Origin of the sequence: Paenibacillus chungangensis (genome assembly GCF_042675905.1) — a bacterium.
In the GTDB taxonomy this organism is placed as follows: domain Bacteria; phylum Bacillota; class Bacilli; order Paenibacillales; family Paenibacillaceae; genus Pristimantibacillus; species Pristimantibacillus chungangensis.
Window position 1 is genome coordinate 54,014 of record NZ_JBHTJZ010000033.1, and the last position, 22,697, is coordinate 76,710.

The 22,697-nt window shown below is 52.6% G+C and carries 20 protein-coding genes; 17 read left to right on the forward strand and 3 right to left on the reverse strand.

What is annotated here, in order from left to right; all coding sequences use genetic code 11:
* Nucleotides 1-21: 21 nt before the first annotated feature.
* A complete protein-coding gene (locus ACFQ2I_RS17475) occupies nucleotides 22-1,590 on the forward strand; it encodes a hypothetical protein (RefSeq protein ID WP_377566428.1) in 1,569 nt (522 codons plus the stop codon).
* Nucleotides 1,591-1,639: 49 nt separating this feature from the next.
* Here the strand turns inward: ACFQ2I_RS17475 and ACFQ2I_RS17480 are convergent, their stop codons facing one another.
* Nucleotides 1,640-2,212 (reverse strand): C40 family peptidase, encoded by a 573-nt coding sequence (locus ACFQ2I_RS17480; protein ID WP_377566430.1) that lies wholly within the window; start codon nucleotides 2,210-2,212, stop codon nucleotides 1,640-1,642.
* Nucleotides 2,213-2,474: 262 nt separating this feature from the next.
* Here ACFQ2I_RS17480 and ACFQ2I_RS17485 point away from each other — a divergent pair, with 262 nt between their 5' ends.
* The 6 genes from ACFQ2I_RS17485 (at nucleotide 2,475) to ACFQ2I_RS17510 (ending at nucleotide 6,437) form a co-directional block, all read left to right on the forward strand.
* Nucleotides 2,475-2,780, forward strand: a complete 306-nt coding sequence (locus ACFQ2I_RS17485) for a LiaF transmembrane domain-containing protein (RefSeq protein ID WP_377566432.1) — start codon at nucleotides 2,475-2,477, stop codon at nucleotides 2,778-2,780.
* A gap of 16 nt (nucleotides 2,781-2,796) precedes the next feature.
* Nucleotides 2,797-3,480, forward strand: coding sequence for a PspA/IM30 family protein (locus tag ACFQ2I_RS17490; protein ID WP_377566434.1), 684 nt, complete (start codon nucleotides 2,797-2,799; stop codon nucleotides 3,478-3,480).
* Nucleotides 3,468-3,959 carry a PspC domain-containing protein gene (locus ACFQ2I_RS17495; RefSeq protein ID WP_377566436.1) on the forward strand — a complete coding sequence of 164 codons (492 nt, stop codon included), beginning with the start codon at nucleotides 3,468-3,470 and terminating at the stop codon, nucleotides 3,957-3,959. The genes ACFQ2I_RS17490 and ACFQ2I_RS17495 overlap by 13 nt, the downstream gene beginning before the upstream one ends.
* A gap of 1 nt (nucleotide 3,960) precedes the next feature.
* On the forward strand, nucleotides 3,961-4,653 hold the full coding sequence (locus ACFQ2I_RS17500) for a PspA/IM30 family protein (protein WP_377566438.1): 693 nt from the start codon (nucleotides 3,961-3,963) through the stop codon (nucleotides 4,651-4,653).
* A 97-nt stretch (nucleotides 4,654-4,750) separates the two neighbouring features.
* Entirely contained in the window at nucleotides 4,751-5,755 is a 1,005-nt protein-coding gene (locus ACFQ2I_RS17505) for a sensor histidine kinase (protein WP_377566440.1), read from the forward strand.
* 31 nt (nucleotides 5,756-5,786) lie between these two features.
* Complete coding sequence (locus ACFQ2I_RS17510; RefSeq protein WP_377566442.1) at nucleotides 5,787-6,437, forward strand: response regulator; 651 nt, start codon at nucleotides 5,787-5,789, stop codon at nucleotides 6,435-6,437.
* A gap of 5 nt (nucleotides 6,438-6,442) precedes the next feature.
* Here ACFQ2I_RS17510 and ACFQ2I_RS17515 read toward each other — a convergent pair whose 3' ends face one another.
* Nucleotides 6,443-7,087, reverse strand: a complete 645-nt coding sequence (locus tag ACFQ2I_RS17515) for a hypothetical protein (protein ID WP_377566444.1) — start codon at nucleotides 7,085-7,087, stop codon at nucleotides 6,443-6,445.
* Between the two features lie 266 nt (nucleotides 7,088-7,353).
* Between ACFQ2I_RS17515 and ACFQ2I_RS17520 the strand changes: the two genes are divergently transcribed.
* From ACFQ2I_RS17520 to ACFQ2I_RS17565, 10 genes are all read left to right on the forward strand, one after another.
* Nucleotides 7,354-8,181, forward strand: coding sequence for a YwmB family TATA-box binding protein (locus tag ACFQ2I_RS17520; RefSeq protein ID WP_377566446.1), 828 nt, complete (start codon nucleotides 7,354-7,356; stop codon nucleotides 8,179-8,181).
* Nucleotides 8,182-8,314: 133 nt separating this feature from the next.
* Nucleotides 8,315-9,871, forward strand: coding sequence for a glucose-6-phosphate dehydrogenase (gene zwf, locus ACFQ2I_RS17525; protein ID WP_377566448.1), 1,557 nt, complete (start codon nucleotides 8,315-8,317; stop codon nucleotides 9,869-9,871).
* Between the two features lie 42 nt (nucleotides 9,872-9,913).
* Nucleotides 9,914-11,500, forward strand: coding sequence for a peptide chain release factor 3 (locus tag ACFQ2I_RS17530; RefSeq protein ID WP_377566450.1), 1,587 nt, complete (start codon nucleotides 9,914-9,916; stop codon nucleotides 11,498-11,500).
* A gap of 219 nt (nucleotides 11,501-11,719) precedes the next feature.
* Complete coding sequence (locus ACFQ2I_RS17535) at nucleotides 11,720-13,657, forward strand: FAD-dependent oxidoreductase (protein WP_377566452.1); 1,938 nt, start codon at nucleotides 11,720-11,722, stop codon at nucleotides 13,655-13,657.
* A 196-nt stretch (nucleotides 13,658-13,853) separates the two neighbouring features.
* Entirely contained in the window at nucleotides 13,854-16,067 is a 2,214-nt protein-coding gene (locus tag ACFQ2I_RS17540) for a serine hydrolase (RefSeq protein WP_377566453.1), read from the forward strand.
* 130 nt (nucleotides 16,068-16,197) lie between these two features.
* Nucleotides 16,198-17,271, forward strand: a complete 1,074-nt coding sequence (locus ACFQ2I_RS17545) for an undecaprenyldiphospho-muramoylpentapeptide beta-N-acetylglucosaminyltransferase (RefSeq protein WP_377566455.1) — start codon at nucleotides 16,198-16,200, stop codon at nucleotides 17,269-17,271.
* 190 nt (nucleotides 17,272-17,461) lie between these two features.
* Nucleotides 17,462-18,508: a LacI family DNA-binding transcriptional regulator gene (locus ACFQ2I_RS17550; RefSeq protein WP_377566714.1), complete on the forward strand. Its 1,047-nt coding sequence runs from the start codon at nucleotides 17,462-17,464 to the stop codon at nucleotides 18,506-18,508.
* A gap of 20 nt (nucleotides 18,509-18,528) precedes the next feature.
* The gene (locus ACFQ2I_RS17555) at nucleotides 18,529-19,701 is read left to right on the forward strand and encodes a Gfo/Idh/MocA family protein (protein ID WP_377566457.1); all 1,173 of its coding nucleotides are present in this window, start codon (nucleotides 18,529-18,531) and stop codon (nucleotides 19,699-19,701) included.
* 101 nt (nucleotides 19,702-19,802) lie between these two features.
* Nucleotides 19,803-20,549 carry a ThuA domain-containing protein gene (locus ACFQ2I_RS17560; RefSeq protein WP_377566459.1) on the forward strand — a complete coding sequence of 249 codons (747 nt, stop codon included), beginning with the start codon at nucleotides 19,803-19,805 and terminating at the stop codon, nucleotides 20,547-20,549.
* Nucleotides 20,550-20,595: 46 nt separating this feature from the next.
* Entirely contained in the window at nucleotides 20,596-21,696 is a 1,101-nt protein-coding gene (locus tag ACFQ2I_RS17565) for a Gfo/Idh/MocA family protein (RefSeq protein WP_377566461.1), read from the forward strand.
* A gap of 88 nt (nucleotides 21,697-21,784) precedes the next feature.
* Here the strand turns inward: ACFQ2I_RS17565 and ACFQ2I_RS17570 are convergent, their stop codons facing one another.
* The gene (locus ACFQ2I_RS17570) at nucleotides 21,785-22,690 is read right to left on the reverse strand and encodes a glycine betaine ABC transporter substrate-binding protein (protein WP_377566463.1); all 906 of its coding nucleotides are present in this window, start codon (nucleotides 22,688-22,690) and stop codon (nucleotides 21,785-21,787) included.
* Nucleotides 22,691-22,697 lie beyond the last annotated feature (7 nt).

Consider the following 22,697-nt stretch of genomic DNA (forward strand, 5'->3'; position numbering starts at 1 on the left):
GGAATAAGTGGGGGGTGCTCAGTGAGAGCGGGAAAGATCGCGATAGCGGTGTCTATCATCGTACTTGCAGCAGCTTGCCAGAATGGAGGGGATGACCTTCAGAGAACATTCCATCATGACCCGATCTTAAGGGCAACCGTTCAGCCTAATGAAATGCCTTCGTTGAAGGAAGTGCCTACAGAAGAAGTTACAGAAGAAGTGTCAGAGCATATGGACGATAAGCTGCGGTTGCGAAAGTTGGAGGACGGCTTTCAGTTACTGTATGAGGAAGATGAAGGTGAAGAGATCCATGTTATGGAGACATTTGTTTCCCCTGCTGTCGCCGGACACTCCTATGCTGTTCATATTGTCCGAAGGACAGTTGATAGTGAAGACTATTTAGTCAGGGAAGCAGTCGTTGTGAATGCCAGTGGGCAGTCCTACAAGGTCTATCAACTATATGAAGCAAACGTTGAGGATATCTACAATCCAGATTCTGTCGCCAAAGCGTATGGTTTTTTGGATGATCGCCACCTTCTGTATGTGGGAGTGGCAAATGAGCAAGAAGGTAACGGGTATTATTATGAAGTGAAAAAACTCAATATTGAAACAGGTGAGACAGAAACCATTGTTCCCATGATTCCAGATGTGCCACATGACGATTTTTTCTCCAGGGGATGGTTGAATGAGAAGAAGGATAAATTAATTCTGATCACGCACGGGACAGGATTAATGTGGAGCATTGATCTGGCGAATGGCAATGCTAAACGTACTGAGCATCGTTTCAAGCAACCTTGGCCTTTCTTCATGACAACTCCTTCTGCAGACGGTGATGCATTCTGGTATTACAATTATGAGACAAGTGTGTACACTTTGCACGATTCTGACGGCAATCTGCTTGCGGAACGGCCACCAATCGAAGGTTACGATACTTATCCCGCATTTATGTGGAGCCCGGACAGCCGATACGCTGCCTTTCATCATACGAAGGACAGAGATAGTTCGAAACCGATTCAAGATGTCGGCGAGTGGCAGGTGGTCGCTATGGATAGAATCATATTCATGGATAAGTTCGGGAACGAGGTCGCTACTGTGGAAGCAGTTCCCGGCACAAATGTAGAAGCGGTCGGATGGCTTGAAGGGAATGGTCATCTTGTACTCATCCGCCAGTATGAGTGGGAGCTTGAAGACGATGAAGGGAATAGTGGAATAGGAGCGAAGGGGAATTCACAATTTTATCTGTTCAATATCGAATCTGGCCACAGAACAAAATTGCGAATGGTTGAGGGTGTCCCGCGAGCAAGAGGATTGCTTCCGATACGTACGGCCAATCCAGTGACAGGTCTTGATCAAGCGCTGTTCTTGGTGAATTTAGAGCAATCGATCGTCATAACATCGACTGACAGCGGGAGATGGATTACCGACGATTCGGACACTTCCTTCTCTTGGACGGCGGACGATGTCGATTCCAATCGATATATTCATTATCGGTACGACACGGCGACAGGCGAGACTACCGTTCTGTCCACTACGAATTCTTCAGATGTGCATAGCATCGGTCAAGATTGGCTTGCTACTAGCGATATGAGGTATGTACAATTAAGCAGATAATGAACCGGGTCAGCGAATTTGATCGCTGACCCGGTTGTTTGTGCTTGTCCTACAGTACGCTGCCGCCGAAGATCATGCGGTATTCCCACTGTGTGCCTTTGACGGAATCGACGCGTACGCCGCCGCTCTTCTTGGAATACGTATGCAGGATACGACCGTTTCCGAGATAGAGCGCCACATGAGTTACGGTTTGCTTCGACTTGTTGATCTTCGTATAGTTGGACTTGGAAGATCCCTTGTACGACATGAAGAAGACGAGATCACCGCGCTTCAAGCTGGACCAGCTTGTTTTTGGCGTGGAGTATTTTTTCACATAAGCGGCTTGTGTACGGGATGAGCCTGGAATTGTCTTGCCCGCTGCTCTCTTGAATATATGCTTAACGAAGTCGGAGCAATCGAAGGTTGTCGTCGTATTGCGATTGGAACCGAATTCGTAAGGCGTTCCTAGATATTTGCCGCCTAATTGAATCGTCCGTTCGATCTTCGCCGATTTCGATGAAGTACTTGCCGCATAAGCTGCTTGTCCATGTCCATCTAATGGAAGCGGCACGATGCCCGTTGTAAGCAATGCTGTCGATACGACTGCTGCAATAATCGTTTTCTTGAATATATTTGGTCTCACGATGTATAGCACCTCCTGGTTGGTAGCTATACCGTAACACAGCTCCTGCAAGCGATTTAAGCTGCAAAATATGGTCTCGTTTCCATTACTCCCCCTTCGGGCGGGTGAGAGACTCGACCTAGGTCTAGTGCATAAACCGCCAAAAGTCTGTTTTATCAAAGGGTTAAAGCATCTATACTAAGTACATAAGCAAGAACAACAGCAACTGACTCAAGAAGCTTTATGAGTAAATTCTAATCGAGGGAAGGGGATGGGATTTCCGATGAATGGAAAAAGCGCCTTAGGCGTGCTGCTCGTGATCATCGGCGCTCTGGCAGTACTTAACATCTTCAACATTAATATCGGAGCCATATTCGGCTGGATGCTTCCGTTCATCCTGATCGGATTCGGCATATACGGTTGGATGAACCGGAAGAAGGTGATCGGCGGGTCGTTAGTCGCGATTGGAGCGATCATGCTGATGAGCAAGCTGGGCAGCGTTCTACTGTTGCTCTTGGCGATAGGCCTGATTATAGCTGGCATCACATTGTTCAAGGGCGGCACAAGCAGCAACAGAAGATCATACTGATTGGAGGATATGAGGGATGAGCATCGTACGGCGAATACGTGACATTACTGCAGCAACATTGAATGAGCGATTGGAGAAGGCGGAAGACCCCGTTCGCATGATTGATCAGTTCCTCTGGTCGACGCGCGAAGAGATTATCGCAGCGGAGAAGCTATATCAGCAATATATGAACCACAGCAGTCAATTAAAATCTCAGTGGCTGAGCGCCGAGCAGCAGAGAGAACGCCGCGAGCAGCAAGCTTACACCGCTCTGAAAGCTGGCGAAGAGAACTTGGCTCGTATGGCTCTGCACGAAAAAGCAAGCTGCGAGGAAAGGGCGGCGCAGTATAGAGATTTATACGAACAAAGCAGACAAAATACATTGGATCTTGAAGAGCAGCTGAGACAGCTGAGAAGCGAATATCAGACGGTATACGATAAGCGTGAATATTACGTGGCTCGAATGGAATCGCTCAAGCTGCAGCAGCGCATGAACCAGCGTATGCAGAACGGGTTAAGCGACGGCAGTCATCCCGGAACGGTGTTCAGGAAAATGGAAGATCGTATCACCGATTTGGAACATGAAGCCCGGAGCCTGCGCGACATTAGACGTGCGGGAACGGGACTGGGAGAGCCTATCGGCCCATCGATTGGCTCGGTGATTGAACAAGAGCTTGAGGAATTGAAACGAAAGCTTAAGAAGGAAGGATGGTCAAGTTGAGGAAACTATATCGCTCCAGACGGGACAAAAAGCTGTCCGGACTGTGCGGCGGATTGGGCGAGATGCTGAATGTCGACGCGACATTGCTTCGAATTCTGCTGATCATCATCACCATATTGTCCAGCGGAACGGTCATTCTCATCTACCTGATTGCCGTTATGGTGGTGCCGAAGGAGCCGCCGGTCTATAATGGCTATGGTTCAGGCGGTTACGGCTCACCGGGCGGAGGTTATGGACATTATACGGGTCAAGGCCCGAGTCCAGGCCCAGGTCCAGGACCGCAATATGGTAATGGCGGAGGCTTTCAATACAATGCCCAGCAGGGCGGATGGAAGCAGGGCATGAACAATGCTTATGAAGAACCGGCGGTCAATTCGCAATTCGACAGCATGATGGACGACTTGGAGAAGAAGGCGCTGCGTCGTGAAATTGAAGAACTGAAATCAAAACTGGCTAAATACGAGAAGGGAGAATCATAATATGGGTATTTTCAAAAGAATGAAGGATATGACGAAGGCTTCGATGAACGAAATGCTGGACAAAATGGAGGACCCGATCGTCATGCTGAATCAATACTTGCGTGACATGGAAACGGAAATACATCAAGCGGAAGTGACTGTAGCAAAACAAATGGCGAATGAGCGCCGCATGCAGCAGCGCCTCGACGATGCGATCCGCAATGCAGCCGAGCGTGAATCCAAGGCGGAAGCCGCACTGAGAGCAGGGCAGGAAGAACTGACGCGCAAGCTGCTGGAGGAGAAGCTGTACTTCGATCAGAAGGTTACGGAATATAGCAACCTGCATGCCAGCACGAAGGCGCAAGCCGAGGAATTGATGCAGCAGCTGCATGGTATGAAGGAAGAGTTCTATCAGCTGCGCAACAAGCGCAACGAGCTCGTATCCCGTGCGCAAGTGGCGAAGGCACAGAAGCAGATGGCTCAACTTACGACGAACCATACGATCGACAGCGGCTCGGCATCGCGTGGCTTCCATCGGATGGAAGAGAAGATCATGCAGTTGGAAGCGGAAGCCGACGTTATGCGCGCTCCTTACGCTGTAGGCTCCTCAACTCCGGTCAGCTCCGCAGATATTGAGCGCCGCATGCAGGTGGATGAGCAACTGGAAGCAATGAAGAACAAAATGAACGCTTCCAAAGCTTCCGAATCGAATTAAATTATCTCTATAATGAAAGCAGCGGACCGATCACGGTCTGCTCTTTCATGCGTAAAGCTGTACAGCTACAATAGGCTGCAAGGAGCGGTGAAGAGGAATGCACGAAGGGCAGAATAAAGACGGGCAAGCGCCGGAGAAGGCAGCACGTAAGCGAAATGCGATTGAGATGGTTTTATGGCTGCTCATCATTATCAGCTTCGTCATCATCGTTCTGCAAGGCATCGGCGCAATCGAGCTGTTGACTTTGCAGGGAAAGTGGGCCATTATCGGCTTGAGCGGAGTCGGTATCGCCCTGGCCGCCGCGACGTTGAACGGCTATCTTCAGAACTCCAAGCTTAAAGCGACATTGAAGCGTCTGACAGAGCAACAGGTGAGGCGCAAGTTCGCCGTTACATTGCCTAGCGATGAAGGAGAGGGCGGAGCGGAAGCCACGCAAGCGGACGAGAACCAGGAATGGACAGCGAAGGTCAGATTCACGGCTGTAATAGAAGAGAGACAACGGCTAGCCAGAGAGCTTCACGATGCGGTAAGCCAGCAGTTGTTCGCGATATCCATGACGGCGACTGCTGTTAGCCGAACGATCGAGAAGGACTGGGAGCGCGCTAGACGGCAAGTTCAGTTAATCGAGGAGATGGCTGCCGTCGCCCAATCCGAGATGCGGGCACTGCTGCTCCATCTGCGTCCCGTTCATCTGGATGGGAAGAATCTGGGGCAAGCCTTGACGGTGCTGGTGGACGAGCTCCAGCAAAAAATTCCAATGAACATAACATTGGAAGTGGATAAAACGATCTCGCTCCTGCCGCAAGCGGAGGATCATCTGTTCCGAATTGCGCAGGAAGCGCTGTCCAACACGCTGCGGCATGCGAAGGCGGACAGTATGCATATACGTCTGCTTCGTCTGGACGACAAGGTACATATGACCTTGCAGGATAGCGGAATCGGGTTCGATCTGGAGGAGAAGAAGCAAACCTCTTACGGACTGCTGACGATGGAGGAACGAGTCAATGAACTGGGAGGGGCACTGCAGATGATCTCCCAGCCGGGCGAAGGCACGACCATTCACTTGTGGATACCGATGAACGCCGGTGCGGCCATCGGTTAGCGCAGTGAATCATGGAAGGGGTATGGAGAAGATGGAGGAGGCAATCAAGGTATTGCTGGTAGACGATCATGAGATGGTGCGGATTGGTCTGGCAGCCGTTCTGGATACGGAAGATGGTATTGAGGTCGTCGGCGAAGCAAGCAATGGAGTGGACGGCATTCGAATGGCTCAGCTCTATAAGCCCGATGTGGTGCTGATGGATCTCGTCATGGAAGGCATGGACGGTGTCGAGACGACGGAGAAGCTGCTTGCGCAGCATCCCGACTGCAAGGTAATTGTTCTGACCAGCTTTATCGACGACAGCAAGCTATATCCCGTTATCGAAGCGGGAGCGTTCAGCTACTTGCTGAAGACATCCAGAGCGCATGAAATTGCGGAAGCGATTCGGGCTGCTTCCAGAGGGCAGTCCGTTCTGGAATCGCAGGTAGCCGTGAAGATGATGAATCGCTTCAGGCAGCCGAAGCAGCAAGAGCAGGCTGCATTGCATGAGGATCTGACGGAGCGCGAGATGGAGGTGCTCATGCGAGTAGCGCAAGGCTTGTCCAATCAAGAGATTGCCGATCAGCTCTACATCGGCGTGAAGACAGTGAAATTTCATATTACCAATATATTCAATAAGCTGCATGTGGAAGACCGGACCCAGGCGGCCATATACGCGCATAAGCACGGGATTGCGGAATAATGGAATTAACCGTATTTATTGACCAGCAATCCCCTTACCGGCAGCGGCCAGTACGTGTACATCGCTCCATAATACATGGCGTACGGATAAGCAGAGGGGAATGGAAGCTTGAGCAGATCGATTCCCCTGCGCTGCTCGGCATAGCCCAGCGCGCGGTTCAATTCCGTCAGTAGTCCGTCAGTTCCCCCCAGCAGCCGTTTGACATGAGAGGCATCAAGCGGTTTTTCCAACTGTTCGCTGCCTTCAGGTCCCATATCCAGCGCCTCGATTGCCGGATGCCTTAGGGCGATTGCAATGACGCTCCAAACTTCCTCACGAAGATAATCCCCATGCCGCTTGTAGCTGTAGCGCAGTGAAGCGATCAACCGCGACACACAATTCCGTATGTCCAGACAATTCTCCTCCCACCCGGATATCCCCAATTGCCGATGAAGCCGGTCAAGCTCCGCCTGGGCATCTCTTGCCAGCTTCAACCACTCTGCTGCGCTGTCAGCAGCTTGAAAGTACTGCTTGCTCCATTCACTTTGGGATTCCCTCGTTATACTCTCTGCGAATCGCTGGGGTATAATCGCGTAGCGATGTAAGGAGCGGATAGGCGTATAATCAGAAGTGTGTTCAATTCTTCTAATACTGGACATGTCATTTGCCATGCTGAACCCTCCTATTCTGTCTCTTATTTGCTTCGTTATTCTCGGATATGGCAAGTGTACAAGAGATGAAGCGAGAAGACTGGCGAACGGTGAAGTCGAATATTGCGGTTAGGTGAAAGGGATAACTTAACGGCCGCCAGGCAGGAATATCTTGTGTCAAGGTCAAAATAATAGGAAGGTCCGGCAATCTATGTATACAGGCATCTTATTCATGCCAAGGCGTAAGTGTGCGAACACGGGCCCTTGGGCGCAGGGGGATGTTGCATATGTATATACCGAAGGATAAGGCTCTTCCGCTCGGTTATGATGAACAAGCTCAGAGGCATGGAAGACGGGGAACGAGCAAGCGCAAGGTTATGTCTTCATGGCTGCTGCCGATGTTGCTGCTTGTAATGCTGTGTATCGCGGCATTCGTGCAATCCATGATGGGAAGCAGTCAGGAGCAAACGCAGGATATGACTCTTCATGATCTGGAACAACTATGGAATTGGAGCGATGAACTCTACCTAGGCGGTGCCCGTACCGCACAATGGACGCTGCGATGGGATGTCACCCTTGCTGCAGAAGAAGCGGAGCGACTGGCGTCAGCCATATTCCGTCACGAAGATGGCACTCCGCTGGACAAGATCGTCACGGGGGACGGTGAAGTCATTTCCGCTCGCATGCCGGCAGGAGGGGAAACGGTCCGTTGGTACAGGGTAGAGCGGCATGACGACTACGATCGCTATATGCTGCTGTTGGAGGCGAATGGAGAGGTATCCTTAACCTTGCAGAGACTGCTGGGAGCGGTGAACCGCTTGTCGACGCTGATGGGGGAGCAATCGGCGTCTTATGCGGTCAGCATGAAGGCAAGTGGTTATACGAGGCATGGGAATGCTGCGGATACACTGCAACGGCTTGCTCTGGCCGAGGAGAGGGAGAAGTATGAAGATGCGGGAACCGTCAGCCGCACCTTATATTCCGCACAGCTTCGGAGCGGAATTACGATTGCGCAGGGACGAATGGCCAATCTTCAGCTTTCGCTGCATGAAGATACGGAATCGGATGGCAGTAAGCTAACGATTGGCGTTCCGCTTATTTCCGGAGAGTTCTAGCGAATTGATGATTAGAACAATTTAAGATGCTTATCAGTATTTTTTATGACCAATACAATGGCGTACAAGTGTTGAATATGTTACACTACATAACATGCGAAATGTCTAAAAAATAACAGAAAGAATGAGGCAAATGACCCATAACACATCATTTGAAGCTGTCACCTCGACAGGTGCGGTTTATTATTTGTTCGGAGCTACGGGCGATTTGGCGCGCCGCAAGTTGTTTCCTGCACTATACAGTTTATATAAAGAAGGCAAGCTTTCGAACAATTTTGCTGTTGTAGGACTGGCGCGTCGACCGCGTTCCAATGAACAGTTTCGCTCCGACTTGTACGAATCCATAAATGAATTTTGTCGCTACAAAGCGGATGACGAAGAGCTATGGAATGCGTTCGCACAGCATTTTGTGTATATGTCGCTTGACATCAACAATGTTGACGGCTTCCGGGAGTTGAACACGCTGTCTTGCGAACTGGAGGAGCGCTTCGATATTCCGGGCAACCGCTTGTTCTATCTGGCTCTTGCTCCGTCGTTATTCGGCCCTGTATCGTTCAATCTGAGAGATGGCGGAATGTTGGAGACGAAGGGGTGGCACCGGCTTGTCATCGAGAAGCCGTTCGGCTACGATCTACCTTCCGCTCAACAGTTGAACGAACAGTTGAATCAGGTGTTCAAGGAAGAAGAAATATTCCGAATTGATCATTACTTGGGCAAGGAAATGGTACAAAATATCGAAGTCATCCGGTTCGCCAACGGATTCTTCGAGCCATTGTGGAATAATAATCATATCGCTAACGTCCAGATCACCTTGTCCGAGACGGTAGGGGTAGAAGAGCGAGGCGGCTACTACGACAAATCCGGCGCGCTGCGCGATATGGGACAGAACCATATGCTGCAAATGCTTACGATGATTGCAATGGAGCCGCCTAGCCGTCTGCACGGCGAGGATATTCGCGACGAGAAGGTGAAGGTGCTTCGATCACTACGCGGATATTCTTCTAGTGAGGAAGTTCGCAGCAATGTTGTACGCGGTCAATATACGTCAGGTCAAGTAGGAGAGAAGGAGCTGCCCGGTTACCGCCAGGAGGATTCCGTCGATGAGCAATCGACGACGGAGACGTACTTCGCTGCGAAAGTATTCGTGGACAACTTCCGCTGGGCTGGCGTGCCGTTCTATATTCGTACGGGCAAGCGGCTTCCGGTGAAGACGACAGAGGTTGTGGTGGAATTCAAGTCCGAAGCGCAGAACGTCTTGTTCGCGCAACGTCAGAAGCTCGCACCCAACTTGCTTGTCATTCGCGTCAATCCGATGGAAGGCATCTACATTAAGATTAATGCCAAGAAGCCGGGTTCTGACAACGAGGTTCAGCCGGTGTCGATGGAGTTCTGCCAGAGCTGCCAGATCGGCATTAACACGCCGGAAGCTTATGAGCGGCTCATTCACGATGCAGCGCGCGGCGACTCCACCTACTTCACACGCTGGGACGAAGTGTCCCATGCCTGGGCATTCGTAGACGGGATCGCGAAGGCTTGGCAGGAAGACAGCAGTGATCTGGAATTCTACTCTGCAGGTTCGTGGGGGCCGGAAGCGGCTGTGAAGCTGCTGGACAACGACGGATTCCACTGGTGGCCGGTCAACGGCCAAGATGAAGATAATGTCATATGGATAACGAATAGCGGTATATAATCGCAGTTATCCGATACGGAGATTGGTGAAGGGAAGGCAAGCATGAGCGATACATTAAGTAATGAAATAAAAAAGGAAGTCGATAAACGGCGCACGTTCGCCATTATCTCCCATCCCGACGCAGGGAAGACGACCCTGACCGAGAAGCTCCTCCTGTTCGGAGGAGCCATTCGGCTTGCAGGGTCGGTCAAGGCCAGGAAGGCGAGTAAGCATGCGACGTCTGACTGGATGGAAATCGAGAAGCAGCGGGGGATCTCCGTTACTTCGTCCGTGATGCAATTCGATTATTTGGGCCACCGCGTGAACATATTGGATACGCCGGGTCACCAGGACTTCAGTGAGGATACGTATCGCACGCTGACGGCGGCGGACAGCGCGGTCATGCTGATCGACGTCGCGAAGGGCGTGGAAGTACAGACGATCAAGCTGTTCCAAGTGTGCCGTAAGAGAGGCATTCCGATCTTCACCTTTATCAACAAGCTGGACCGTGAAGGGAAGAGCCCGTTCGAGCTGATGGAGGAGCTGGAGCAGGTGCTGGGTATCCGCTCGGTGCCAATGAATTGGCCGATCGGCATGGGCCGCGAGCTGTCCGGCGTCTATGACCGTATGAAAAATCAAGTCGAGCTGTTCAATGGCGACGATCATTCCAAAATCGAAGTGCGTCCCGTCAGCGACTATCGCGATTCCGTCATTCGCGAGATGGCAGGCGACTTCATGGCGGATCAGTTAATTGAGGAGTTGGAGCTGTTGGACGTCGCGGGCGATCCCTTCGACATCGATAAGGTGCAGGCAGGCGAGCTGACACCGATCTTCTTCGGCAGCGCCGTGAACAACTTCGGCGTTCAGACTTTCCTGGAGAACTTCCTGCAGCTTGCGCCGAAGCCGACGCCTCGCGTCAGCACGGAGGGTGAGATCGCGCCGACGGACGAGAACTTCAGCGGCTACGTATTCAAGATTCAAGCCAATATGAATCCTGCGCATCGCGATCGCATCGCGTTCCTGCGTATATGCTCCGGCCGATTCGAGCGGGGAATGGCCGTGCGTCATGTCCGCAACGGGAAGCAGATTAAGCTGTCCCAACCGCAGCAGTTCCTTGCGCAGGATCGGGATATCGTCGACGTTGCTTATCCTGGCGATATTATCGGTCTGTTCGATCCTGGTATCTTCCGGATCGGCGATTCGCTGTCGCAGAAGTCGGATATTATCTTCGATGAGTTGCCAACGTTCTCTCCCGAGATATTCGCGAAGGTGACTGTGAAGAACGCGCTGAAGCACAAGCAGTATCAGAAGGGTCTAGATCAGCTGACAGAGGAAGGCACGATTCAAGTTTTCTATTCTACCGGCAATTTCGACGAGACGATACTTGGCGTCGTCGGTCAGCTACAGTTCGAAGTGTTCGAGCATCGAATGCGGATGGAGTACGGCGTAGAGGTGCAACTGCACCGCATGAGCTTCCAATTCGCCAGATGGATCGTTGATGAGCGGATCGACCCGTCCAAGTTCCGAATTAACTCAACGCTTGTGAAGGATAAGAAGGGCAACTTTGTCGCTCTGTTCGAGAACGAGTATGCCATGCGCACGGCGATGGACAAAAATCCGAATTCCAAGTTTTTGGAGACGGCTCCTTAATAATGAGCAACCCCTCAAGACAGCACTTAACCTGCTGTGAGGGGTTGTTTTTTAATTTGCTGTTGTGCAACTTTTTGCCGCATTGCGTCGTTTGATAGAGGAGTATTAAGGCGTCAACTTGTGGTTAATAGTGGAGGAGGCAACTCTTTCATTGTCTCGGCTAGCATACTAGACTATAATGATTGGATGGACTTCAGAAAAGGGGTTTGAGAGAATCAGATGAATAACAAGAAGCTGCTAGTCTTCGCATTGGTGGGCACAATTATTGTCATTATGGCCTCATTATTCTATGTTGTGTTATCACAAAGCAAGGGCTCTGGCCAGGTGAATCCGGTCGATCAAGGGAAGGTTGAACCTGTCGCTGCAGAGCTGCAGGAGGTCAAGCAAACTGACGTACTGGAGGAACAATATGATGTCGTCGTCGTCGGAACGGATCCCGAAGGGGTGATGGCTGCAATATCCGCTTCCAGAAATGGACTGAAAACGCTGCTGGTAGACGGCAAAGACAGAGAAGTGCTGGGCGGCCTATTCACAGTGGGCTGGCTGAACAGCCTGGATATGAACTATACACCTGATAACAAAGGCTATTATAATGAAGGATTGTTCAAGGAATGGTACGAGAAGGTCGAAGGGGATTCATTCGACATTACAACCGCCGCCAATGCGTTCCAAGAGATGGTCGAAGCGGAAGAGAATTTAGATGTACGCTTGGGCGTGGAATCCATTGAGCCGGTGACCGAGCAAGCTAGCGATGCGAAGAAGGTGAAAGGCGTAAAGCTGGTCACAGGTGCTGGGGATGAATTGATTATTGCCGCGAGTGTTGTCATCGATGCGACGCAGGATGCCGATATTGCCGCTGCCGCCGGCGCTAAGTTCACTTTCGGTCGCGAGGATATCGGGGACAGCGAATCTCTTATGGCTGTGACGCCGGTCTATACGCTGACCAATGTGACGCCGGAGGTATGGAAAGCGATCAATGATAGCCTGAACGGCGATGACGATCCCAATACTGGCGCCAACAAGTATAGCGCTTGGGGATACGTCGGCATGTGGAAATATGAATCGACCAATCCGGAGCGAATACGCACTCGCGGTCCCAATCTCGGTCGACTTAATAACGAGACGATGCTTGTCAATGCGGTGCAAATCTTCGGCGTGGACCCATTCGATCCGAAGTCCGTGGAAGAAGCGTATGAAATTGCGCGCAAAGAGCTGCCGCTCATGCTGGATTATATGAAGAAGCTGTATCCAGAAGTTGAACCGGTAGAAGTAGGAGAGATGGCTCAGGAGCTGTACGTCCGCGAGACGCGCCATCTGGTCGGCGAATATCGCTTGACCACAGTTGATCTGCTGGAACAGCGCAGACATTGGGATGAGATTGCATTCGGCTCATACCCCGTAGATATTCAGAGCACGTCCCCGCACAATTCAGGGGCTGTGCTGATGAAGCCGGAGCAATACGGCGTTCCGTTCCGAACGCTTGTACCGAAGGGACTGGACGGCTTGCTCGTCGTTGGCCGTTCCGCCAGCTTCGACAGCTTGCCGCACGGCAGCGCGCGCGTCGTGCCATTAGGCATGGCAACGGCGCAAGCAGCGGGAGCAGCCGCCAAGCTGGCCATTGACAATGATGTCTCGCTCCGCGAGCTGTCAGCCTCGAAGTCGCTTATTAGCGAGCTGCAGAAGCTGCTGACGGATCAGGGGATGAAGTTGAATCCCGCCAAGGTAGAGCCTTTCCCGTATATGAGCCACCCCGCTTATGAAGGGCTAAAAGCTGCAGCGAGCATGGGCATTGCTAACGGCGGGTACGATAATGATTTTAAATTGGATGAGCTATCCAATCCCAAGCGTCTCGTGAACAATCTGCTTAATGCGGCGAAGCCGTACCCGGACATCTTCAAGGGGCCGTTCGGGGATGCGATTAAGGATATGGATAGCCCTGATAAATCGCCGTTGACGTTGGAGCAAGCCGCGTATACATTTGCGCTGGCTATCTTCGGCGAGAGCGAGCGGGCGGCAGGCCTGAATCAGTTGAAGTCCAAAGAGTTGATCTCCGTGGCAACATTGGATACTATCAAGGATCATGAAAATCTGACCAACGGTGATGTCTATATGCTGTTGAAGGATGTTATCGCAGTGAAAGCAGGCGTAACTTACTAAACAATCATAAAGCCGACTGCAAGGTATTGGAGCTGAACCTACAGTATCCGATCTGTTGCAGTCGGCTTTTTTTATATAGAATCAGAGCCCTACTTGGAGACGTAATAGGCGGAAAGAGATAATATGGCTTGAGATATAGTGTTTTATTTGTTATATTTAATGTATAACAGATGAAGCCATTAAAAGGAATTGGAGGATGAGAGAATTGACGATTGCAGCTTACTTGACGAAGGAGTCCAGACTGGCCAAAGCGATGGTAGCAGGATTGTTGTCACTCAGTCTACTAGCTCCCGCCGTACATGCCAGTCCGGAGGAAGAAGCGACGCAGCCGAAGGCGGCGGTATTGAATGCCGAAACGGCATCCGCATTTCTAGATGAATTTTTTAATTCGGACGTTGCAAAGCCGCATTATGTCGGCGCCTCGGTCGTCATTGTGAAGGACGGGGAGGTCGTCGCGCAGAAGGGATACGGCTATGCGGACAAAGAAGCCGAGATCGAGGCAGATCCGGTCGAGTCTGTGTTCCGGATGGCTTCGGTATCGAAGACATTCAACGCTGTCGCGGCCATGCAACTGGTAGAGCAAGGAAAGATCGGCTTGCAGGACGATATCTCCTCCTACTTGGACGGCATGACGTATGACAATCCATTCGATACCCCTGTCACTGTTGAACATCTGTTAACGCATACGACAGGCTTCCGGATTCAAGACCCGACCCCGGAGGATATCCACTTCGATCTGGATCAGCGCGTAGAGATCGAGGAGTATGTGCGCCAGCATATGCCCCCTGTGGAGCGGGAGCCGGGAAGTTCCTATATGTATGACAATTTTGCTTCCATGCTGCTCGGACTTATCGTTCAGAACGTAAGCGGAATGCCCTATGAGTCGTATATGCAAGAGCGTGTGTTCGAGCCGCTGCAGATGAATAACAGCAGCTTCGAGCTTCAAGGGGAGTTGATTGAGAAGTTGGCGGAAGAGTATGATGCTGCCTTTAATCCGATCGGCGTATACGCTGTGACTCCAACTGTCATGCCGCAAGGGGGCATGCTGTCTACAGCTGAAGATATTGGCAAATTCATGATTGCTTTCCTGAATGGTGGGGCAGCTGGCGATCATCGCATCCTGTCCGAATCGACAGTAGAAATGATGGAGGAGTATCGCTCATCCGTTCATCCCCTGCTGCCTGATACGACTTACGGCTTCGAGGCGCCGTTCCAATTGCCGGGAGCGGGCAGCAGCTCCGCCATTATTACCAAAGCAGGTGATATAGTCGGCACAAGTACTTATATGTTCCTTATTCCAGAGCAGAACACAGGCGTATTCGTGGCCTACAATAAAACAGGAGCTTTACGCAATTTGCTCTATACGCAATTGATGACGAAGTTTTTCCCAGCCTATGCTGAGCCGGCAGATCTTGGGAATTTCAAGCCGCAACCGGCTGAGCAGCTTGCCGCATTCGAAGGCTATTATTCGGATCTCAGGATGAAATCGCTCGTGTCCGTGCTGGAGGTGCAAGGTGAGCATGGACTAGTCGTATCGGATGCAATTATCGGTCCCCGACCGCTTAAGCAAGTGGACCGCAATCTGTTCGTTGACAGCTTGACGAATCAGTTCACGGCGTTCCAAATGGATGAAGACGGTGAAGTGGCCTATATGAAGGAGCCTTATCTGAATCCGCTCGGATATGCCGGCAAAGGCGCCAAAGCAGAGGGCTATCGGGATGTGGCGACAGACAGCCCTTATGCGGAGCCGATTCATATGCTGCAATCGCTCGGGTATTATACGAACAACGGCGATGAAAGCTTCTATCCCGAGAAAGGTGCCACACGGGCACAATTTGTTGAACATATATTGCGAATAAGCGGCTTGAAAGGCAGCAAAACGAAGGAGCTCGCTTTCGCCGATCTAGAAGGGCATCCGTCCGCAGCCTACGTTCAACTGGCTTACGAGAGCGGAATGGTCAAAGGAACGACATCGGGCAAGTTCGCCCCAGATCGCACGATTACCCGGCAAGAAGCTGCAGTTATTCTATGGAGAGCATTAAGCTTGAAGTATCCGGCCAATCTGTTCGATGAAGTGTCGTTGAGCGGAGAGGTAGACGAGTGGGCGAAGCAAGCCGTTCAGATGATAGTTGGCCTAGGCGTTATCGGACCGGAGATTGGGATCAGCGACGATGGAGCAACCGACTTTCTGGCGAAGGAGCAGCTAACTCGCGAGCAGGAGGCGGCTATTCTGTTCAAGCTGCTAACCCAGCAGACGGATCAGATCGTAGCTTCCTTGATGGCGAAGCAGAATGCGGAAGCTGCTCCTGAGGCGGCTATGCAGGATGAGGAGGTCGAAGCTGAAGCTGGCGTGAATACCGAAGCTGAAGCAGCAGCCGCCACAGATGAAGAGAGCGCCGACGCGGCATAATGAACACCTGTTATTGGAAGAGGTTGCCCCATATCGGCTATCTCTTCTTTTTTTACCCAATTCAAGTGATATAAGCGGCGAAGCATCGTATAATAGGGATAATACATACATGAGGATGGGCGGATATAGAATGCGAACGATTATGTTTACCGGGGGAGGATCAGCCGGACATGTAACGGTGAATCTGGCGCTTATACCGGAGTTTCTGAAGGATGGATGGCAGGTGGAGTATATTGGCTCCACCAACGGCATAGAACGAACATTGCTGGAGAGCAAGCCGGAGGTGCGTTATTGGCCGATTGAGACGGGCAAGCTGCGCAGATATCTGGATTTGCAAAATGTAAAAGATCCCTTCAAAGTGCTGAAAGGCATGACGCAAGCTTACCGAATAATTCGAAAGCAAAAACCGGCAGTGTTATTCTCCAAAGGGGGATTCGTATCCGTGCCTGTTGTGTTTGCCGCTTGGCTGAATCGCGTCCCGGTTATTATTCACGAATCGGATATGACTCCGGGCCTTGCCAATCGGATTGCGATTCCGTTCGCGACAGGCGTGTGTACAACTTTCCCGGAGACGGCAAGGTCGCAAGCGGGCGGGAAATACCGGCACATCGGTCCCATTATCCGGGAGGAGATGCGCCAGGGGCGCAAGGAGCGGGGCAGAGCGCTGTGCGACTTCCATTCCGGCAAGCCCGTCTTAATGATGATGGGAGGCAGCCTCGGAGCACGAAGGCTGAACGAAGTGCTTAGGGAGTCGCTGGACGAATTGTTGGAGAGGTTCCAGATTGTTCATCTGTGCGGCAAGAACGGGGTGGACGGCACATACCGCCAGAGAGGCTACAAGCAGTTCGAATATGTGAACGAGGAGCTTCCCCATCTGCTTGCGATGTCGGATATCGTCGTGTCCAGGGCAGGCTCCAATTCGATATTCGAATTTCTGGCGTTGGAGAAGCCGATGCTGCTCGTTCCGCTGCCGAAGGGACAGAGTCGGGGGGATCAGCTGCAAAATGCGGAATCATTCCGCCGGCTGGGTTATTGCGATGTGCTGCAAGAAGAGAATCTGACGGCCGAGCGCTTCATGGAGCGTGTTCTGCATCTCTATGCCAATCGCCAATCGTACAGGGAAGCGATGAGAGAAGGCAATGAAAACCAGGGTGACGGCTTGGCCGCCGTGCGTCAATGGTTGTTGAGCGCCGCTCGCAAGTAAGCGGACGGAGAAGATAGTTGATCATATGTAAATGAGGGAATTCTGTTGACAACAGAATTCCCTCATGCCATAATGTACGCGTGTACATTATAGCTTGAGACATCAGGTTACATATAGCGGGATCAGGACATAGGCGCAAGACATCTCGTTATGAGGTGTCTGACGAGCGGGAGGAAAGGAGGCAGTCGCAATTACCAGGAAAGAGGTCGCGAAGCTGGCGGGCGTGTCAGAGGCGACAGTATCGAGAGTGCTGAACAATGTAGGTCCGATGCGCGAGGAGACAAGAGTGCGCGTCATGAAGGCGGCAGCGGAGCTTGGCTATGAGCCGAACGCGCTGGCGCAGCAATTCGCAAGGCGAAGAAGCGGCAATATTGGGGTCATTTTGCCATTTGTTCCGAAGGTGCATTTATTCTCGACCTATTATTTCTCGGAGATATTGAGCGGGATTGGCGAGGCGGCGCAACGATTGGGCTATGACTTGCTTCTCATATTCCGGGACCCGGAGCAGTCACCCGATTACGCCAAGCTGTTCCGCACGCAGAAGGTAGATGCATGCATCTTGCTGGGCTCGCGGGATGTACCGGAGGAACGTACGGCTCTTGCGGAGATGAAGCGGGAAGGGCATCCCTTCTGTCTGGTCAATCAGCGCTTCCCCGAGGAGTCGTTCTTGTCCGTCGATGCGAACCATGTCGCGGGCAGCCGGATGGCGACGCGCCATCTGCTGGATCGGGGATATACGCGAATCGCCTTCTTGAACGGCCCGCTTCATTACTCCAACAGCCGGGATCGGCTAGAAGGGTATGCTGCGGAGCTGGCGGCAGCAGGGATCCGTCACGCGGACGATTGGCTGCTGGAGGGGAATTACAGCCGCAAGAGTGGTTACGAGCTTGCGGAGCGCGTAGCGGAGGGGATTGCAAGTCGTTCCGTAGACGCCGTGTTCGCGGCGAACGACCGGATGGCGATCGGCCTTATGCAGGGCTTGAAGGAGCTGGGTCTGGAGGCGGGAAGAGATTATGCCATTGTCGGCTATGACGATTCTGACGGCTCGCGACTGACAAGTCCCGGCCTGACCAGTGTAGCGGTTCCGTTCTATGAGATGGGGACGATGGCTGCGGAACGGGTGCTGGAGGAGCTGGCCGATGGGGGAGTGCGCAAGGCAGCGGAAGTAGAGGGAATAGCTAGAGACGGTCATACATACATACTTCCAGTCAGTCTGAAGGTAAGGGAATCATCCTAATGGAGAAGGGGGAACCCGACATGAACAATGTGAGAATCGGTATGATAGGCTACAAATTTATGGGGAAGGCGCACAGCAACGCTTACCGGGCGACGCCAATGTTCTTCCCGGACGCCTGGAAGCCGGAGATGAAGGTGATCTGCGGACGCGATGCCGCCTTGCTGGAGCAGGCGCGAGCGCAATTTGGCTGGGAGGAAGCCGTAACGGACTGGCGGGAGCTGGTGCAGCGTGACGATGTCGATCTGATCGATATTAATGCGCCGAGCAATGTGCACAAAGCAATTGCGATCGCAGCGGCAGAAGCGGGTAAGCATGTGTTCTGTGAGAAGCCGCTTGCGCTGACATTAGCTGATGCCAAGGAAATGCTGACAGCGGCGGAGCAAGCGGGCGTAAAGCATATGATCGGCTTCAATTACCGCTTCGCGCCGGCTGTGCAGCTTGCTCGCAAGCTGATTCAGCAGGGCAGGCTGGGCCGTATCCACCACTTTCGAGCGGTCTTCCTGCAGGACTGGATAATGGATCCCAGCTTCCCGCTCGTATGGCGGCTTGACAAGGAGGTTGCCGGCTCCGGCTCGCATGGCGATCTGGGAGCGCATCTGATCGATATGGCCCGCTACCTGGTCGGAGAGTTCCGAGAAGTCGTGGGAATGAGCGAGACCTTCGTCAAGCAGCGCCCAGCCGCAGCCGCGATGACGGGACTCAGTGCGAAAGGAGACGTTGCGTCTGAGCTGGGAGAAGTGACTGTGGATGATGCGACGCTGTTCATGGCCCGCTTCGCATGCGGTGCGCTTGGCAGCTTCGAAGCGACCAGGTTCGCGGGCGGGCATCGCTGCACGAATGCGTTCGAGGTGAACGGGAGCAAAGGCAGCATCAAATTCGACTTCGAGAGGATGAATGAGCTTCAGGTGTTCTTCACCGATGATGCGGAGGATGTGCAAGGATTCCGTCGCGTGCTGGCGACGGACCCGGCGCATGCTTACATGGATGCGTGGTGGCCGCCGGGCCATACGATCGGTTACGAGCATACGTTCACGCACGAGGTTCTGGAGTTGATGAAGGCATTGGAAGAGAATCGGCAGCCGTCGCCAAGCTTCGCCGATGGCGTGAAGTGTCAAGAGGTGCTGGAAGCGGTGGAACGTTCAGTGTCGGAACGCAGGTGGGTAGCGTTGCAGGAATTGCAAGATGGGAATTAGCAGAAGAATAGACAGGAGTAGTATTGTGGCTGTGCTTGCAGAAGCGATAGGAGATGCACGCAAGAATGAGAACAGTTATGAGATCAAGGGGGATTGGAAGAATGAAGAAGAAAGCGCTTATCGTATGGGGTGGTTGGGATGGCCATGAACCGGAGCAAGTAGCTGAACTATTCCGAACTACGCTGGAGGCGGAAGGCTTCGAGGTGGAGGTGTCGGATACGCAGGAGGCGTTCGCCGATGTCGAGAGACTGAAGTCGCTGGATCTGATCATTCCACACTGGACAATGGGACGCATCGAGCAGCAATTGGTCGATCATGTATCGGCGGCGGTACAGAGCGGCGTCGGTCTGGCGGGCTGTCACGGCGGGCTGTGCGATGCATTCCGTGACAATGTAGATTGGCAGTTCATGACTGGCGGGCAATGGGTGTCGCATCCCGGCGGCGACAATGTGAACTATACCGTCAATATGCGTCATAGCTCCAGTCCTCTCATCTCGGGCATTGAAGATTTCGAGATTTGCTCGGAGCAATACTATCTTCATATCGATCCTGCTGTGGAAGTGCTGGCCACGACTCGCTTTCCCATCACGCCGGGTCCCTACTCTGCTAATGGAGAAGTGGATATGCCTGTAATCTGGACGAAGCGCTGGGGACGTGGCCGCGTCTATTATAATTCTCTCGGACATAAAGCGAATATCATGGAGATTCCGGTCGTGAAGGAATTGATGCGCCGCGGATTTCTCTGGTGCGCGGACGGCAAGCGGGACACTGACGGCAAGCGGAACACCGACGGCAATGGGTATGACAGCATGACGCCATATACGGGAATGGAAGACAATCAACTGTAGCTTAGTCATGAGGAACGATCACTTGGAGAGAAGAGGTGTATGGGGCATGAGGAAACTGAAAGCCGGCATTATCGGTACCGGCAATATTAGCGGCATTTACTTTCAGAATGGCCGTTCATTCGAAGCGATGGAGATCGTGGCTTGCGCGGACCTCGACGTCGAGCGGGCGAAGGAGAAAGGGGAAAAGCATGGTGTTCGCGGCTGCTCCGTAGAAGCAATGCTGGCGGATCCCGAGATCGAGATGGTCATTAACCTAACGATCCCGGCAGCGCATGCGGCTGTCAACAAGCAAGCGCTGGAAGCGGGCAAGCACGTCTATGTCGAGAAGCCGTTCGCAGTTACCCGCGAGGAAGCGCAGGAGGTGCTGCAGCTGGCGAAGACGAAAGGACTGTACGTCGGCAGCGCGCCGGACACCTTCCTCGGCGGCGGGATACAGACATGCATCAAGCTGATTGAAGACGGCTGGATCGGTACGCCGATCGGCGCGACAGCATTCATGGTATGCGGCGGTCATGAATCGTGGCATCCGTCACCGGCCTTCTATTATGAGAAGGGCGGCGGACCGATGTATGACATGGGCCCTTATTATCTGACGGCGCTTGTCGCCATGCTCGGTCCGATTACGCGTGTGACGGGCTCTGCAGCTATCTCATATCCGGAGCGGACGATTACGAGCCAGCCGCTGCACGGACAGAAGGTGAGTGTGGACACACCGACACATATTGCCGGCATCATGGACTTCACATCCGGCGCCATCGGTACGCTGCTGACGAGCTTCGACGTGAAGGGCGGCTCCACCTTGCCGCGTATAGAAGTGTACGGCAGTGGCGGAACATTGCTTGTGCCTGATCCCAATGGATTCGGCGGAGAGGTGAAGGTATGGCGGGCTGGCTCCAACGAGTGGAGCACGATACCGCTCGCATTCGGCTACGAAAGTAATGCTAGAGGTATAGGCGCGGCAGATATGGCGAAAGCGATACTGACGGGCCGCAAGCACCGGGCGAGCGGCGAGCTGGGCTATCATGTGCTGGAGGCGATGCATGGCTTCCATGACGCTTCGGAGCAAGGCGTGCATTACCGAATGAAGAGCAGCTGCGAGCGTCCGGAACCGCTTCCGATGGGGCTTGCTCCCAATAGGCTGGATTAAGTAGACCATGTCAATGCCTAGGTGTGTGAAATAGAAACGGGCTATCCCCTGTCTCCAACAGACAGATGGGATAGCCCTATTAAGCGTATTACTTCAGCCAAGCGTCGACTTTGTCAGCGTTCGCTTCTACCCATGCCTTAGCGGCTTCCTCAGGTGATTGGCCCTCTACGATGTCGACCATGACAGTCGCCATGTCGTCCGGGGACCAGTTGAAGGCGTCCAGGAATGCGTAAGCTTCGGCATCGTCTTCCTTCAGACCGTCACGGACAATCGTGTGAATTTGTTCATCGGCGCCATAGATGCCCTTAGGATCTTCCAAATATTTCAGATCCATCTTGGCGAATTTCCAGTGCGGCGTCCAGCCTGTGACGATGATCGGCTCTTCGTCTTCGTATGCTTTCTCCAATGCTTGGGCCATGGCGGCGGAAGAGCTGTCTAGCAGATTCCAGTCGCTGAGGCCGTAATCCTCGATGACTTTCTCCGTCTTCATCATCAGTCCGGCACCCGGCTCGATGCCAGTAATCGTATAATCAAGGGATTTGCCTACTTCGTCATTCAAATCTTCGATGCTGTTAATGTCCATGTAGGATGGAACAACCAGGCCCAGCTTCGTACCGTTCAGGTTAGGACCGAGATCCTCAAGCTTGCCTTCGTTCTCGCTCAAATACGTCTCATGCGTGGTAGGCAGCCAAGCCGCTACCATGGCGTCTGCACTGCCGTCGGCAATGCCTGTCCACATTGGACCTGCGTCAACTTGCAGCATTTCTACCGTGTAACCCATTTTGGACTCCAGTACTTCCTTCACAACATTGGTGCTGGCAATTTCAGAATCCCATGCCACGTAAGCGAGCGTAATTTCTTTTTTCTCTTTGTCGCCGCCCTTATTGCCCCCGTTGCTTGCTCCGCCATTGTCAGTACCGCCGTTGTTCCCACCACAACCGGACAGAAGTCCGGCCACCAATGCGACAGATAGTACCCATGCTGCTTTCTTCATTCGTAAG